The organism is Phocaeicola sp. RTP21359st1_B8_RTP21360_211022, from assembly GCF_040911965.1.
In the GTDB taxonomy this organism is placed as follows: domain Bacteria; phylum Bacteroidota; class Bacteroidia; order Bacteroidales; family Bacteroidaceae; genus Phocaeicola; species Phocaeicola vulgatus.
On the sequence record NZ_JBDFXP010000012.1, the window covers coordinates 19,623 to 35,699 of the forward strand.

A 16,077-nucleotide genomic window follows, 5' to 3' on the forward strand; every position below is an offset into this window, starting at 1 on the left:
AACATATAAAAATTAAGAACTATGAACATTAAACCATTAGCAGACAGAGTATTGATTCTTCCTGCTCCTGCAGAAGAAAAAACAATCGGTGGTATTATTATTCCTGATACAGCAAAGGAAAAACCATTGCAAGGTGAAGTTGTCGCAATAGGTAACGGAACAAAAGATGAGGAGATGGTGTTGCATGTAGGTGATCAGGTATTGTATGGCAAATACTCGGGCACTGAACTGGAACATGACGGTAAGAAATACCTTATCATGCGTCAGAGCGATGTTCTCGCTGTTTTGGGATAATTAAATAGTACATTGTAAATCATTAAATTGTAAATAGAATTATGGCTAAAGATATTAAATTCAACATTGATGCCCGTGACGAATTGAAGAAGGGTGTAGACGAATTGGCTAACGCAGTGAAAGTAACCCTGGGTCCGAAAGGTCGTAATGTGATTATCGAAAAGAAATTCGGTGCTCCTCATATCACTAAGGATGGCGTGACTGTAGCTAAAGAAGTGGAATTGGCTGATGCATTTCAGAATACCGGTGCACAGTTGGTGAAATCTGTTGCTTCAAAGACAGGTGACGATGCAGGTGACGGTACTACTACTGCTACTGTGCTGGCTCAATCAATCGTAGGGGTAGGTTTGAAGAATGTTACTGCCGGAGCAAATCCGATGGATTTGAAACGTGGTATCGATAAAGCTGTTGCCAAAGTGGTTGAATCTATCAAGTCTCAGGCCGAAATGGTAGGTGACAACTATGACAAGATTGAACAAGTGGCTGCTGTTTCTGCCAATAACGATCCTACTATCGGTAAGTTGATTGCAGACGCTATGCGTAAAGTTTCTAAAGATGGTGTGATTACTATCGAAGAAGCTAAAGGAACGGATACTACCATCGGTGTGGTAGAAGGTATGCAGTTCGACCGTGGTTACTTGTCTGCTTACTTTGTAACTGATACAGAAAAGATGGAATGTGTGATGGAACATCCGTACATCCTGATTTATGATAAGAAGATTTCTAACTTGAAGGATTTCTTGCCTATCCTGGAACCGGCTGTACAGAGCGGACGTCCTTTGTTGGTTATTGCAGAAGATGTAGACAGCGAAGCATTGACTACGTTGGTTGTAAACCGTCTGCGTTCTCAGTTGAAGATTTGTGCTGTGAAAGCTCCGGGCTTCGGCGACCGTCGTAAGGCGATGTTGGAAGATATTGCCGTATTGACAGGTGGTATCGTTATCAGCGAGGAAAAAGGTTTGAAGTTGGAACAAGCTACTCTTGAAATGTTGGGTACTTGCGATAAGGTAACTGTTTCTAAAGATAATACTACTATCGTAAACGGTGCCGGCGCAAAAGAAAACATTCAGGAACGTATCAATCAGATTAAAGCTGAAATAAAGAATACTACTTCAGATTATGATAAGGAAAAGTTGCAGGAACGTTTGGCTAAGTTGTCAGGTGGTGTAGCTGTTCTTTATGTAGGTGCCGCTTCTGAAGTTGAAATGAAGGAAAAGAAAGACCGTGTGGATGATGCATTGTGCGCTACTCGTGCAGCTATCGAAGAAGGTATCGTTCCGGGCGGTGGCGTAGCTTACATCCGTGCTTCTGAAGCATTGGAAGGCCTGAAGGGCGATAATGAAGACGAAACAACCGGTATCGAAATTATCAAGCGTGCTATCGAGGAACCGCTTCGTCAGATTGTTGCCAATGCAGGTAAGGAAGGTGCAGTAGTAGTACAGAAAGTACGCGAAGGTAAAGGTGACTTCGGTTACAATGCCCGTACTGATGTTTACGAAAACTTGCACGCTGCCGGTGTGGTAGATCCTGCTAAGGTAACTCGTGTAGCTTTGGAAAATGCCGCTTCTATTGCAGGTATGTTCCTGACTACAGAATGTGTAATTGTGGAAAAGAAAGAAGATAAACCAGAAATGCCGATGGGTGCTCCCGGAATGGGTGGCATGGGCGGCATGATGTAATCTTTGCCCCATAAATGATTAACGGACTCCCTGTTGGCGAAATGTTGACAGGGAGTTTTTTATAGACCATAGTGGATTATCTTCTCAAGTTTTATTTACTCTCTAAATTTCGGCTCATCCGAGAAATTATGTTATGTGAGGAGACTGTGGATCACTCTTAAAAGATTAGTGGGGTTTATTTCAAATTGAACTGTCCTATAAAAAAGGAAGTGTTTCTGAACGTTCAGAAACACTTCCTTTTTTAGTGAGCCTCTTGTCGGATTCGAACCAACGACCCCGAGATTACAAATCACGTGCTCTGGCCAACTGAGCTAAAGAGGCATTGCTTTTTGTTTAGCGGGTGCAAAGGTAAGAATATCTTTTAAAAGAACAAATTTTTTCCTATGAAAAAATAGTTGGAAATTACCAAATGGTAATTTTTACTCCGAAATAACGCTCTATCTTTGCATCCGCTAAACAAAAAAGTGAAGTTTATGAAGGATAGTATTGATTTTGGTAGTATGGAAATTCCGAAATTATTTCGGAAATTGCTGATACCTACTGTGCTGGGGATGGTATTTTCGGCTGTGTTTGTGATAACAGATGGTATTTTTGTAGGTCAAGGGATAGGTAGTGACGCATTGGCGGCAGTGAATATTACTGCTCCTTTGTTTTTGATAAGTACGGGTATCGGACTGATGTTTGGTGTTGGCGCATCGGTGGTGGCATCTATTCATTTATCTCAGGGAAAGTTGAAAACTGCTCGTATCAATGTGACGCAGGCTGTTGTGGTTTCTTCTTTGTTTTTGGCTGTGCTGTGGGGAGTGGTATGTTTGTTTGCTCCACAAGTAGCCGTGTGGTTGGGAAGTTCGGAACGTCTGTTGCCTTTGGCGGTGGAATATATGTATTGGTTCTTGCCTTTTCTGGTATTTAGTGCTTTGCTAAGTTCAGGGATGTTCTTTGTCCGTTTGGATGGTTCTCCTAATTATGCCATGTTGTGTAATGCTATTCCGGCAGTGGTGAATATCCTATTGGATTATGTGTTCATTTTTATTCTCAAATGGGGAATGATGGGTGCGGCGCTGGCTACCAGTCTGGGGTATATTTTGGGGGCCGGAATGATTGTAGTCTATTTAAGTCGCAGAAGAAATGTGATTCATTTTTGCCGGGTGAAACTTAGCAAGAAGAGTATGCGGCTCACTTGGCGCAATGTGAAATATATGTGCCACTTAGGAGTTTCCACCTTTTTGTGCGAGGCAGCCATAGCCTGTATGATGTTTGCAGGCAATTATGTGTTCATCCATTATTTAGGCGAAGATGGAGTGGCTGCTTTCAGTATTGCCTGTTATTTCTTTCCCATTATATTTATGGTATATAATGCCATAGGACAATCGGCTCAACCCATTTTAAGCTATAACTTTGGAGCGGGTGATACCATGCGGGTACGTTCCGCTTTCCGTCTGGCACTGGGAACGGCCGTGACCTGCGGACTTGTGTTTTTTGCGTTAACAGCTTTGTTCAATCATCAGATTGTGGCTATGTTTATTGATCGTTCCTATCCGGCATACGATATTGCTGTGGCGGGACTGCCTTTGTTTGCGTCTGGTTTTATTTTTTTTGCTGTAAACATTGTTTCCATTGGCTATTTTCAAAGTGTAGAGCGGGCACGTCCGGCTATGATGGTTACAGTTTTGCGTGGGTTTGTTTTTATGGTACTTTGTTTATTGGGCTTGCCGTTGCTATTGAAGGTGCCAGGGATATGGCTGGCGGTTCCTTTGGCGGAAATACTTACTTTTTTAGTAATAATGGTAATTTATTATCGTAAACATCAATGGGTTCGCAGATGATTTTTTACTTTTGTAGTAATTAATCGGGTGGATATATGGATGCATTCATACAGAAGTTTTGTGAAAAATATAGTTTGCCGATAGCTTTGAGCTTGCAGTTGTTGGATAATATGGAGAAGTTCACTTTTCATAAAGGGGATTTTCTTGTACAGGAAGGTGGGCGGAACTCAAACTTCTATATTGTAAGTAAAGGAATCTGGCGGGGGCATTACCTTAATGACGGGGTAGATGTTTCCGTCTGGTTTGCTTCTGAAGGAGAGGCCATCTTCTCGTCATGGGGATATGTGGAAAATACAGTTTCGTTGGTTTCCATCGAAGCGATGTGTGACAGTGAACTTTATGGTATTTCGAAGGCAAAACTCGAAGTATTATATGCCGGATCTGTTGAACTGGCTAATTTTGGAAGACGACTGTTCGAGCAGCAGTTTTTAGGGCTTGAAAGTTGGATGATAACGGGAGGAAGCCCCCGGGCCAAGGAGCGTTATCTTACTTTGTTGGAAGAGAATCCGGAACTGTTGCAGTATGTACCTCTGAAGCATATCGCTTCTTATTTATGGATTACCCCACAGTCGTTAAGCCGTATCCGTGCCGAACTGGGGAGAAGGAAAAAAGACCAATGACAATTTTAGCATTTACGGGGTTGGTTCTTTCGTATGGAAACGCATTGTTCTCTTTGCTTTTTCTTGTATGGTTCATCTTTGCCTTGATGGATGGTAGAAAAGTTGGCATCCGATAAATATTTATCTTAAAAGTGTCATCGTATTTTATTTTTGTGTAAGTTTGTAGTGAATCCTAAAAAAACTTATGGCAATGATAGATGATATTTTAGAGTTCAACAAGAAATTTGTTGAGAGCAAGGGATATGAGAAATATATTACCAACAAATATCCTGATAAAAAAATAGCTATTCTTTCTTGTATGGATACCCGGTTGACGGAATTGTTACCTGCTGCTTTGGGTATCAGGAACGGTGATGTAAAAATTATCAAGAATGCAGGTGGGGTTATCTCGCATCCGTTTGGTAGTGTAATCCGTAGTCTGATGGTGGCTATTTATGAGTTAGGTGTAAAGGAAGTTATGGTTGTTGCTCATTCTGATTGTGGAGCCTGTCACATGAATAGTAATGAGATGATAGAACACATGAAAGCACGTGGCATCAAGCAGGAAACCATTGATATGATTCGTTTCTGTGGTGTAGATTTTGGAGCATGGCTGGATGGTTTTGAGGATACGGAGAAATCGGTGAAAGGAACTGTACGGGCTATTATGGAGCATCCATTAATACCTGAAGATATTATAGTGAGGGGATTTATAATTGATTCGGTGACGGGTGAACTGACAAAAGTATAAAATGTGAGTTTTTTTATACACAATAATGTTCATGTGATTTTGTGTATTATAAGAAAGGGAGGTATTTCTGCCTGATGCAGAATATACCTCTCTTTTTATTGAAGTCTGTATTTGTTTCAGTTTTTTATTGAGCGAAAGCATGATGATAACCATCCACTTTGTTCCAATTGCCACGGGTAAAGTCGGGTACGGCAACAGGTGCATTTCCGTTTTCTATAGAAAGACGGGTCAAGTCGGCCATACAGCACCATTCTGCTAAATCATAAACGTCCATGTCCAAAGGAAGTCCGTTGCGCAAGCAATATACCAGGCGATAATCCATAATGAAGTCCATCCCTCCATGTCCACCTATTTTCTTTGCTGTTTCTTCTAATTCTTGGTGGATAGGATGTTTGTATTGGCTCATCAAAGCTTCTTTTACTTTTTCGGGAACAGCCGAGTGCATACTCAGGTTTTCGTGATCGGGTATGCTGGTGCTGTCAATCTGATCCGGGCGGAAACAATATTGCTCGATGGGATATTTGTTGGCAAAACCTTTGGTACCGGTCAGCTGATACATACGGCTATAGGGACGTGGATTCATGACATCATGCTGTATGTGGATGGTTTTTCCGTTTTCTGTACGGATAAAAGTCATGGTATGGTCGCCGTTTTGGAAATCGGGTGCTTCTTCTTTCTGATATTGTTTTACCAGTTCGGGACCGGTTACAGCTTTGGTGTCCATGGCTACCAGTGTCTTCATGCGGTCACCGCGGTGAATGTTGAGCAATTGGCAGGCAGGGCCTAGGCCGTGTGTGGCATAAACGTCTCCACGGAACTCCCGGTTGTAATCCAAACGCCAGTTGTTCCAGTAATAAGGCCAGAATTCTTCCAGATTATGGATGTATGAACCTTCTACATGGAGCACTTCGCCGAAAAGACCTTTTTGTGCCATATTCAATGTCGTCAGTTCGAAGAAGTCGTAAACACAGTTTTCAAGTTGCATACAGTGTTTACGGGTCTTTTCGGAAGTATTGATAAGTGCCCAGATTTCATCCAGCGACATGGCGGCAGGTACCTCGATGGCTGCATGTTTTCCATGTTCCATGGCATAGATACCCATTTCAGTATGGTGTTTCCAGTCTGTTGCAATGTATACCAAGTCGATATCGTTTCGCTCGCACAGTTGTTTCCATGCATCTTCGCTGCCGGAATAGAGGGCAGGGGCTTCCATACCGGCGTTAGTTACAATTTTTTGTGCTTTTTCCGCATTTTCAGGCAATAAGTCGCAAAGAGCGACAATTTTAGTTCCCGGTATGTGCGTCCAACGTTCTACCGCACTGGGACCACGCATGCCCAAACCGATGAAACCTACACGCACAGTGTCAAGTTTAGGAGTTGTTAGTTCGATTACATCCTGTTGTCCCGCAGGACGTTCGGGAACTGGAACTTCAAGAGGCGCATACTCTTTTGTTGCAGTTGTTTCTTTGGGGATTGGGGTACAGCCGGCGAGGCATGATAACGCTATACCGACGAAGAAGGTAGATAGGTTTTTAATCATGGTTCTGTTTAATTGAAATTTATAGGTTAATAGTAGATTGTTGCAAAAATAGGGAATATCGTTGGAAAAACCTCATAAAATCGGCAGATTGCAGCAACTAAAATTGATTATTTCTATTTCTAACTTTTGAGTTTGGTGCAGATATTATTTTTAAAAATCGGTCAAGGACTTTTTGTCTTTCTTTGCCTTCCTTTTCGTCTACATCTTTTGTCCAAAGATTTACACCTGCTTTAAGTTCAATAACTCGTTTTACTTCATTTTAAGATTTCATCAGTCAGTTCTCCGATTTCCCAAAATGCCAAGGCGTAAGCTGTAACAAAAATTTCGTGATAAAAATCCGTTTCATCTCCATAATCTTCTTTTATGAATGGAATTTATTTCTTAATTATTTCAGCACTTGCTCCACTATCATACAACTCCATTATATATTCATAGGTGTCGTGTGCTAAATCTCCATCAATTATTTTTACTCCGTCTGTTGCTATTTCAATTTTATGTTTTTACTATCCCGCTTGCCGATAAATACACGCAATGGATTATTTAAAATACGCAATACGTAAAAAGTATATTGCAAGTGCGAAGAGTTATCTCGTTCTAAAGGTACTAATTCTTTGGGATACAGACGTTGTTTTCCGTGTGAAACTAATATCAACTTACTTTGCTTTCCTTGATTATCTTGAAAAACATAACAAAATTTATGGAACTTCCCTTATGTGGAAAAGCTATTGCCGTTGATTGACTTCTGCCGGAACACATTGAGATTCTCGGAAAGGGTATTTTCAAATAGGTGTGAACGATGTTCCACTTGTGCAATGGTTTAGGTAGAAAGCGAATGAATGGAGAAACGGTTTGGAGACTGCATCTACTAAACAGGATAAAGGACTGAAAATATAGGATGCACCCTAAATTCTATTCTAAAAGTAAATAAAAGCATTAGAAGATAAAAGATTATCAGAAAAATATCCGATTTTTGTAGTCGGATAAAGACAATTATTTCCAAGACATACGAGAAAAAAGAAGCGTTATGTTCATCTTGTAGGTTGGAAACGTAGGAAATCTCGGACTTGGTACAAGAAATAGTATAGTGGTTCTCACGCTATAGCGTGGGCTGTTATTATCATATCTGTGCCAAAGGTTGTCTACGACCTCCAATTTAGACGCGGTAGCATTGCAGTTCCACGCTCTCGCATTTTATAACCGCCTATAAAGGGACTGATAGGCATCGAATAGAATACATATATGGAACAACAGTTTTGTCAAAGTTGTGGTATGCCCCTAACTGATGAAAACAGAGGGACAAATGCCGATGGGAGCAATAGTGAGGATTATTGCGTGTATTGTTACAAAAAAGGTGAGTTTACCCAAGATTTTACAATGAGCCAAATGATTGAGTTCTGCCTGCAATTCTTAGACCAATGGAATGTGCAGACCGAATGTAAGTTGAGTCCCGTACAAGCAAAGGAACAAATGCTTCAACACTTTCCCTACCTGAAACGGTGGAAAGAAAAAGATGAACGGACACTAATGGAAAAGGCAACCCACTTGCTTGCCCAATGTGAAAATGTGACCATTGCATCCATTGATGCTAACGGTTATCCGCGACCTGTGCAGATGTCCAAGATACATGCTAAAAGTTTTAATGAAGTCTGGATGGTGACAAGTGTCGGCTCCATGAAAGTGAATGATTTTAAGGCGAACAACAAGGCGGGGCTTTGCTATGACTATTACGGGGATGGCGTTGCCCTGCGTGGTACGGTAGAAATTATTACGGACGATACTATCCGCAAGGACATATGGCAGGATTGGTTCATTCATCATTTTCCCGATGGACCAAGTGATCCCAATTATGTACTTCTACATTTCATTGGTACGGAAGCCACCTTTTGGATAAATGGCGAATTTTCTCACTCCAACATCTGATATTTATGAGAACGATTGTACCTGATAATAAAAACATAGCCGCTTGCGGTCTTTATTGTGGAGCTTGCCGTAAGTTCTTGGCAGAGAAATGTCCCGGATGTAAACCAAATAAAAAGGCAACTTGGTGTAAAATCCGCTCATGTTGCCAAGAAAACAAGTTTAATACTTGTGCTGAATGCTCCCATGATGTCAGGGAATGCAAGTTGTTTTCCAATTGGATAAGCAAAGTATTTGCATTTCTGTTTAATTCTGACCGTTCCGCTTGCATTAGCTATATTAAGGAACAAGGTGAACAAGCCTTTGCCGAAGAGATGACAAAACGTAAATGTCAAACCATCAGAAGAAAATAAATATGAAGAACGAGGTATTATATCTATTGTTAAATAACTATGCCGACCATGAAGCCGTGTTTCTGGCTTCGGCTATTGCGTGTGACGAACGTAGTATAAAAGAAAATCCCAAATACACGAACAAAGTCGTAGCTCCTACATTGGATGTTGTACGCTCATGCAGTGGTTTCCATACTTTACCCGACTATTCTTTTGAAACGATGCCCAATGATTATGCCGCATTGGTACTAATTGGTGGTTTCGGCTGGCTCGACGAACTGGAAGCAGATAAAGTCGTGCCAATCGTTCGCCGTGCCATAAAGAAAGGGATTATCGTAGGAGCTATCTGCAATGCTGCTTCTTTCCTTGCCAAACATGGTTTCTTAAATGAGATAAAACATACGGGAAATGGTTTGGAACAGCTACAATTATGGGGAGGAGGCAACTATACCAATAAGGCAGGTTATATGAATGAGCAAGCTGTGTCGGACAAACGCATTGTTACGGCAAATGGCACAGGTTACTTGGAATTTGCTAAAGAATTGTTGCTATTGCTGGAGAATGATACGCCTGAACAAATAGAAATGTTTTACTGCTTCAACAAAGAAGGATTGGTAAAGCTGTTCAGTCAATTACCTTGATTGTATGGATTTGTCAGATTGGTTCAAAGGTTTTGAGAAAGGTATAGCCCGACTCTCATCGGAACAACGAGCAGCCTTCTTTTCGGAATGTAGCAAGAATTGCGTGGATGGTGGTGTGCTTTCCATTTACAGGAAACTCTACAAGGATGCCAATGGAGATATGGATGTTTTCTTCCAGATGGCAAATGAATTGCCGGGAGTAAAAAGCGAGATTGTAGAGAAAGGTCGTGTCTATCATCTTTTTGCCTGCCATATTTACATCCTTAAAAGTTACCCAAACCTGCAAAGTGATGCAGATCACGGTAATTAGGACGGTTGCCACCTCATTGTCCTAAAATGAGGTGAATTTTCTAACTCTCTTGATTTCAAAGAGGTATATTCTTTTTGCAGAAATACAATATATTTTTAATATTAGTGTATTGCTTGTCGGATAAATTGATTTCACTTATACTGTATTTATAATAAAAAAGCAGTCTTGACTTTTCAAGACTGCTTTTTTATTATAATGGTAATTCAATTCCCTCAATCAAAAAGTACGGTTTTTATTTAGGTCTATAACCATACATTAATGCGGCATTAATTTCAATAGCCCTCATATATCCTTTGAAAAAACTTTTTACTCTTTTCATCCTGTTACCCTTTTTTAAAAACGTTAAAAACTAATCCTTTGTATCTTTTACTTTGTATCGTACCCCCCAAGCACGGAGGGCGTCATTTCCCATATCTTTGAGACCTGCTTTGATGATCTCCTTCAACTTCTTCATAATGTTATCCTTTCTTTGATTAAAAAATAGGGTGTTTTCTTACTTAATCCCTATACCCCAAGCTTTTACTTCGTTTTCACCCATCATAGCAAGGGCTTTCTTAAAAATACTTTTTACCTTTTTCATAATCTCGTTATCCTTTCTTTTTATGTTTTACAACACAAAATTATGCTGTTTTGTTCTAGATTGTACTCTGATAAAGATAAAATGTATGCAAAAGTGGCAAATTCTTGACCTGCATCAAGAATTTGCCACTTTTCATTAAAAAACTATTTCAGAAGCCCAGCTTCTGAAATTCATTCTCAAAATTAGGTGTAAATATTTCTTTTCCAATATTGCTTCTGATCTCTTCTAGTGACCAAAAACGGCCGCCATCCAGTTCCTCGCTGGGAATAATGGGACCGTCATAAGTGGTTTTATGTGAGAATACCAATTCTTTTTCCCGGGTGGATTCGAATACATAGCTAGTCAGTAATTCGGGAGTAAAGTCGGTGATGCCCAGTTCTTCTTTTACTTCACGTTTCAAGGCTGTTTCCACATTTTCACCTAAATCTATGTGTCCGCCTACGGCTGTGTCCCATTTGCCTGGTTGGATATCTTTCCAGTCAGGACGCTTTTGCAAATAGAGTTCGCCTTTACTGTTGAATACATGTAAGTGGACTACCGGATGTAGCAATTTACTTCCATTATGACATTCTCCACGGGTTGCAGCTCCTGTTATGTTTCCTTGTTCATCTACTATAGGAAACATTTCTTCTTTATTATCGTAATTCATCTTCGCTATTTTTTTGTTACTGCAAAGATATGAATTCGGGCTCGGATTATATGGATCTTATAGTCTTTAATAGTAAAAAGGGATGTGAAACCTTTATAATCCGAGTCCGAAATGCCGTTTAATAGTTTACTTGATGCCGTTTTAAAAAAGCTACAGTTTTATGTATTTCCTTATACATCACAATATCTTCTTTTATAAAAGGTACCTCGTTGCGGTAGGTGGCGAGAAACTTTTCAATAAACGGTGAACTGCGGAGCGGACGGCGGAAATCCAGTCCTTGGGCAGCGTTCATTAATTCGATGGCAAGTATATGTTCCAGATTGTCCATCACTTTGTAAAGCTTGGTTGCAGCATTGGCTCCCATACTTACATGGTCTTCCTGTCCGTTGCTGGATACTATGGAGTCGCTGCTGGCGGCATAACAGTACATTTTATTCTGGCTTACCATGCTGGCAGCCGCATATTGGGGAATCATGAAACCAGAATTAAGTCCCGGATTGGCAACCAGAAATTCGGGCAATCCGCGAAGTCCCATAATGAGTTGTGCCACACGCCGTTCAGATATGTTTCCCAGTTCGGCCATAGCAATGGCAAGATAATCATATACCAGTGCCAGGGGCTGTCCGTGGAAGTTGCCACCTGAAATGATAAGGTCTTCATCGGGGAAGATAGTGGGGTTATCGGTAACTGAATTTATCTCGGTCAACAGTACTGAAGCTACGTGGTTGATGGCATCTTTGGTAGCACCATGAACTTGTGGGATGCAACGGAACGAATAGGGGTCTTGTACGTGTTGTTTGGGCTGTGCGATGATTTCACTGCCTTCCAGTATTCTTCGGAATGCGGCTCCGGTTTCTATCTGGCCTTTATGCGGACGCATTTGTTGGATACAGTCCATGAACGGATCGATGCGGCCGTCAAAGGCTTCCAGGGAGATGGCGGCAATGAGGTCGGCTTTCTTGGAAAGACGGAAGGCTTTGAGTATGGCATACACTCCGTTGGCACTCATAAACTGGGTACCATTGAGCAAGGCCAGTCCTTCTTTGCTTTTCAATTTGACTGGTTCCCAACCAAACTCATCAAGCACGCTGATAGCTTCGCAGCGTTTGCCTTTATAATACACGTCGCCTACGCCGATCAACGGAAGGAAGAGATTGGCGAGCGGGGCAAGATCTCCTGAAGCTCCCAATGAACCGCGGTCGTAGACAATGGGCATTACATCGTTATTGAAAAAGTCGATAATGCGCTGTACAGTAATGACTTGTACGCCACTGTGTCCCAAAGAAAGAGCATGAGCTTTTAATAAAAACATCAGCTTCACAATGACATGGGGCATTTCTGCGCCTACACTGCAAGCATGGCTTTTCACCAGGTTCTCTTGCAAAGTACTCAGTTCATCGGAAGAAATATTACGGTTGCACAGGCTGCCGAATCCTGTCGTGATGCCATAGAGAGGGACATCGGATTCCTTGATCTTTTTGTCCAGGTAATCCCGGCATTTCTGAATCCGGTCTTTGGCTTCAGGAGCCAGTTCCAATTTCAGATTTTCATTGATAATACGTTCGATGATGTCAAAAGTGAGGTCACCCGAACCTATTTGATATACATTCTTCATGGTCTGATTCTTTTTTTAACCGCGGAGGTTGGGATTAAAAAATGGTTTTCACATAGTCCAGTATTTTCTGTTCTTCGGCAATGGTCGTCTGTTCTATCATATCGGCTTCTTCACTCATCTCTTTGACGAATTTTTCGTCTTTGATAGAAGTGAGGTTGATACGTACATTCAGCAAGGCTCCCAGAATGGCAGTCCGGGCACACATCATGGATACACAGGCATCGGTTACAGCGTTGCTGTTCCCTTTTCTGGCTACCACATCAATCATGGGCAGAATGGAATGGACGGTACGTGCCACCTCCATAGGCACTTGGGCGGCATATTTGGTTTCCTTCTGTATGGCTTCACTGCGGATAGCCTTTTCTTCATCCGTTTCTTTCGGAAGTTTGAATGCAGAGAAAACACGGTCGTATGCTTCCGAATCACGGTCTACATCGGTTATCAGCTGGCGGGTGAGCTCTTCGAAACGCACAGAAAGATCTTCCATTATTTCGTTCACTTCTACATATTTCTTGCGGCCTATGGTAAGATTGGCTACCATAGCTGCCAGTGAGGTGGCAAGGGCTCCATTGAGTGCCGAGACACTGCCGCCACCGGGGACAGGATCATTACTGAGTACTTTATTGATAAATTCTTTGATGGTAAGTTCTGTTAACATGGCTATTAGTATTTAATTGGTTAATTTGAATGTAGAATACGTCCTCCTTTGATGGTCAGCTTCACTGCGTTCATACCTGTATAATAAGGTAATATATGGGGGTTGTCGGTTCCCAGTAAAACAAAGTCTCCCTGTTTTCCGGCTTCTATGCTTCCGATGCGGTCGGCGCGTCCGAGGGCTGCCGCACCGTTCAGTGTGATGGCTGTGATAGCTTCGGCAACGGTCAGTTTCATATAGATGCAGGCCAGAGCAAAAGTCAGCGGGATGGATCCGGAGAAACAGCTGCCTGGATTTAGATCGGTGGCAAGGGCTACGGCACAGCCGCTGTCTATCATTTTCCTGCCACGGGCGTAGGGCTCTTTTAGTGTAAAGGCAGTTAGTGGCAACAGAGTGGCTACTACATTATTTTGTGCCAGGGCTTTTATGCCTTCATCGGATGCTTGCAACAGATGGTCGGCGCTGAGGGCCTTCAATTCTCCTGCCAGTTCTGCTCCTCCAAAGCTGACAATTTCATCAGCGTGTAGCTTGGCGCCGAAGCCTAGAGCTTGCGCAGCTTTCAATAGCTTTCGAGACTGTTCCACAGTGAATACTCCTTTTTCACAGAAAATATCGCAATTTTCGGCCAATTGTTTCTGATGGATCATGGGCAACATTTCGTTAATCAGAAAATCAATATATGCGTCACTTCGCCCTTTGTATTCTTCGGGTAAGGCGTGAGCACCTAAAAAAGTGGTGGCGATATCTACTTTCCGGTCGGGACATTCATTGATAGCTTGCATGACACTGAGCTGTTTCAGTTCTGTATCACGATCCAGGCCATATCCGCTTTTTCCTTCCACTGTGGTGACCCCCATCCGGCTCATGGTATCCAGAAACCATTCGGCTTTATGTTTCAGTTCTTCAAAGGAGGCTTCCCGGGTGGCACGTACAGTATTGATAATGCCTCCGCCACGTTCCATGATGCTCATATAACTGTCGCCGTTGAGCCGCCAGATGAATTCGTCGGGGCGAAATCCTCCGAAAACCAAATGGGTATGAGAGTCAACGAATCCCGGCAACAATACATTCCCTCTGGCGTCAAGCACTTTATAGCCGGGCTTTTCATGGCTTATACGGTTTTCGCCAACATAGGTAATAATGCCGTCGGTTACTCTTACCGTTCCGCAAGGAATGTTGAGAAGTTCGTTCATGGCTTCTCCTTTCCGGGCGGTTCTGCCTTGCGGAGTAACGATGTGGGCATTGATGATAATCAAGTTGTTGCTCATAGTTGTTAGTTTTAATGGAACGCAAATGACACAAATATCAATGGTGACTGAATATTTTTCTTTTAAATTCAGGATGCTTTCCGAAGTTTAATAGATAGCCTATCTCTATGTCTGTGGCTTTCAGATAGTTTATCAGTTGAAATTCATGTTCGGGACGTAAAGCATCAGCCGCTTTCAGTTCTAATATGATGGAGTTGTTGATCACCATGTCGGCATAATATTCACCCACTTTATGATTTTTATAAAATACATTGATTTGCTTTTGCACTTCACATTTAAAACCTTGCTCTATCAATTCAAAGTAGAGGGCATTTTGATAAACCCTTTCCAAGAATCCATATCCTAATGTGTTGTACACTAGATAAAATGCTTTTAATATTTTATCTACATCTTCTTGACTTGCTATTTGCGTCATTTGTGTCATTTGCGTTCTATTCTATATTATTCCATAATCTGCGCTTCCAGCACTTGTTGCATGGAGAAGTTTTCCAATCCCAGGTAGTAAGAGGCAGTGTCTATCAAGGCCTCCATAGGAACAAGTCCTACGATTTCGCTGCCGATGATGCTTACTCCGTAGCGTTTGGCTTCAAAACGTACCATTTCGAATGCCCGGTAGATAGCGGTTTTGCTATAGTCGGTAAGATTCATGGATACCTGGGTGATACCCCGGTCCTTCAGTTCTACGCCCATGGCCTTGCAATAGCGCAGTCCGCCACCGATAAAACGGATTTTCTTGGCAATGTCATGCGCTATTTCCAGGCTGGGAGTATTGAGATTTATATTGTAGGCCACTAAGGGCATACGGGCTCCGATGGCTACAGTTCCGGCAGTGGGGTGACGTTCCGCAGGACCAAAATCGGGATGCCATTCGGGTTGGTGAATCTTTTCCTTCATTCCCTCGAATTCTCCTTTACGGATGGCAGCGAGATTTTCACGATGTGGTGCACTAGCTGATTTTTCATACAAGAATACAGGGAGATTATATTGAGAGGCCACCCGTTGCCCCACTTCTTTGGACACCGCTATAGCATCTTCCATGGTACATCCTTTGATGGGAATGAATGGAACTACATCTACAGCTCCCATACGGGGGTGCTGTCCTTGGTGATGGTTCAGGTCAATCAGTTCTACTGCTATACCGATAGCTTCTATCACGGCTTCTTTCAAGGCGTCCGGCTCTCCAACAACGGTAACTACCAGCCGGTTGTGGTCTTCATCGTTACTATAATCCAATAATTTTACGCCTGCCTTGGCACGAAACGGAGATACAATCTCGTCTATTTTCTGTAAGTCACGTCCCTCGCTGAAGTTGGGGACGCATTCCATAATTTTTGTCCAGCTCATACTCTTTAGAATTTGGTTTATAGGGAACATCCATGGATGCGGATGAATGAAACAGTTGCATCCATGGTGTTCCGGTT

Annotated in this window: 15 protein-coding genes, 1 tRNA gene and 1 pseudogene; 9 read left to right on the plus strand and 8 right to left on the minus strand. The window is 42.1% G+C overall.

Annotated features, from left to right (window positions below; genetic code table 11):
• Positions 1-21: 21 nt before the first annotated feature.
• Together AB5062_RS08010 and groL are read left to right on the plus strand one after the other, a co-directional pair.
• Positions 22-294, plus strand: a complete 273-nt coding sequence (locus AB5062_RS08010) for a co-chaperone GroES (protein WP_005842331.1) — start codon at positions 22-24, stop codon at positions 292-294.
• Positions 295-335: 41 nt separating this feature from the next.
• On the plus strand, positions 336-1,973 hold the full coding sequence (groL, locus tag AB5062_RS08015) for a chaperonin GroEL (RefSeq protein ID WP_005842327.1): 1,638 nt from the start codon (positions 336-338) through the stop codon (positions 1,971-1,973).
• A gap of 247 nt (positions 1,974-2,220) precedes the next feature.
• Here the strand turns inward: groL and AB5062_RS08020 are convergent.
• Positions 2,221-2,294 (minus strand) — tRNA-Thr (locus AB5062_RS08020).
• Between the two features lie 152 nt (positions 2,295-2,446).
• Here AB5062_RS08020 and AB5062_RS08025 point away from each other — a divergent pair.
• The 3 genes from AB5062_RS08025 (at position 2,447) to AB5062_RS08035 (ending at position 5,149) form a co-directional block, all read left to right on the plus strand.
• The gene (locus AB5062_RS08025) at positions 2,447-3,799 is read left to right on the plus strand and encodes an MATE family efflux transporter (RefSeq protein WP_008782062.1); all 1,353 of its coding nucleotides are present in this window, start codon (positions 2,447-2,449) and stop codon (positions 3,797-3,799) included.
• 35 nt (positions 3,800-3,834) lie between these two features.
• Complete coding sequence (locus AB5062_RS08030) at positions 3,835-4,419, plus strand: Crp/Fnr family transcriptional regulator (protein WP_005842319.1); 585 nt, start codon at positions 3,835-3,837, stop codon at positions 4,417-4,419.
• A gap of 190 nt (positions 4,420-4,609) precedes the next feature.
• Complete coding sequence (locus AB5062_RS08035) at positions 4,610-5,149, plus strand: carbonic anhydrase (protein ID WP_005842314.1); 540 nt, start codon at positions 4,610-4,612, stop codon at positions 5,147-5,149.
• A gap of 124 nt (positions 5,150-5,273) precedes the next feature.
• Here AB5062_RS08035 and AB5062_RS08040 read toward each other — a convergent pair whose 3' ends face one another.
• Positions 5,274-6,689, minus strand: coding sequence for a Gfo/Idh/MocA family protein (locus AB5062_RS08040; protein ID WP_011964715.1), 1,416 nt, complete (start codon positions 6,687-6,689; stop codon positions 5,274-5,276).
• A 1,239-nt stretch (positions 6,690-7,928) separates the two neighbouring features.
• On the opposite strand from AB5062_RS08040, the gene AB5062_RS08045 reads away from it, so the two are divergent.
• From AB5062_RS08045 to AB5062_RS08060, 4 genes and pseudogenes are all read left to right on the plus strand, one after another.
• The gene (locus AB5062_RS08045; protein ID WP_032952685.1) at positions 7,929-8,609 is read left to right on the plus strand and encodes a zinc ribbon domain-containing protein; all 681 of its coding nucleotides are present in this window, start codon (positions 7,929-7,931) and stop codon (positions 8,607-8,609) included.
• Between the two features lie 5 nt (positions 8,610-8,614).
• A complete protein-coding gene (locus AB5062_RS08050; protein ID WP_032939656.1) occupies positions 8,615-8,959 on the plus strand; it encodes a DUF3795 domain-containing protein in 345 nt (114 codons plus the stop codon).
• 2 nt (positions 8,960-8,961) lie between these two features.
• Positions 8,962-9,579 (plus strand): DJ-1/PfpI family protein, encoded by a 618-nt coding sequence (locus AB5062_RS08055; protein WP_005852953.1) that lies wholly within the window; start codon positions 8,962-8,964, stop codon positions 9,577-9,579.
• A 4-nt stretch (positions 9,580-9,583) separates the two neighbouring features.
• Positions 9,584-9,820 (plus strand): annotated as a pseudogene (locus AB5062_RS08060) (hypothetical protein); the annotation flags it as partial.
• 797 nt (positions 9,821-10,617) lie between these two features.
• Here AB5062_RS08060 and AB5062_RS08065 read toward each other — a convergent pair.
• From AB5062_RS08065 to ftcD, 6 genes are all read right to left on the minus strand, one after another.
• Positions 10,618-11,118: an NUDIX domain-containing protein gene (locus AB5062_RS08065; protein ID WP_005840662.1), complete on the minus strand. Its 501-nt coding sequence runs from the start codon at positions 11,116-11,118 to the stop codon at positions 10,618-10,620.
• A 118-nt stretch (positions 11,119-11,236) separates the two neighbouring features.
• Entirely contained in the window at positions 11,237-12,733 is a 1,497-nt protein-coding gene (hutH, locus tag AB5062_RS08070; protein ID WP_005852958.1) for a histidine ammonia-lyase, read from the minus strand.
• A 34-nt stretch (positions 12,734-12,767) separates the two neighbouring features.
• Entirely contained in the window at positions 12,768-13,391 is a 624-nt protein-coding gene (locus tag AB5062_RS08075) for a cyclodeaminase/cyclohydrolase family protein (protein WP_005840658.1), read from the minus strand.
• Positions 13,392-13,411: 20 nt separating this feature from the next.
• Positions 13,412-14,656 carry an imidazolonepropionase gene (hutI, locus tag AB5062_RS08080; protein WP_005840657.1) on the minus strand — a complete coding sequence of 415 codons (1,245 nt, stop codon included), beginning with the start codon at positions 14,654-14,656 and terminating at the stop codon, positions 13,412-13,414.
• Between the two features lie 37 nt (positions 14,657-14,693).
• The gene (locus tag AB5062_RS08085) at positions 14,694-15,080 is read right to left on the minus strand and encodes a GxxExxY protein (RefSeq protein WP_005852962.1); all 387 of its coding nucleotides are present in this window, start codon (positions 15,078-15,080) and stop codon (positions 14,694-14,696) included.
• A gap of 17 nt (positions 15,081-15,097) precedes the next feature.
• Complete coding sequence (gene ftcD / locus AB5062_RS08090; RefSeq protein ID WP_005852964.1) at positions 15,098-16,000, minus strand: glutamate formimidoyltransferase; 903 nt, start codon at positions 15,998-16,000, stop codon at positions 15,098-15,100.
• Positions 16,001-16,077: the final 77 nt, after the last annotated feature.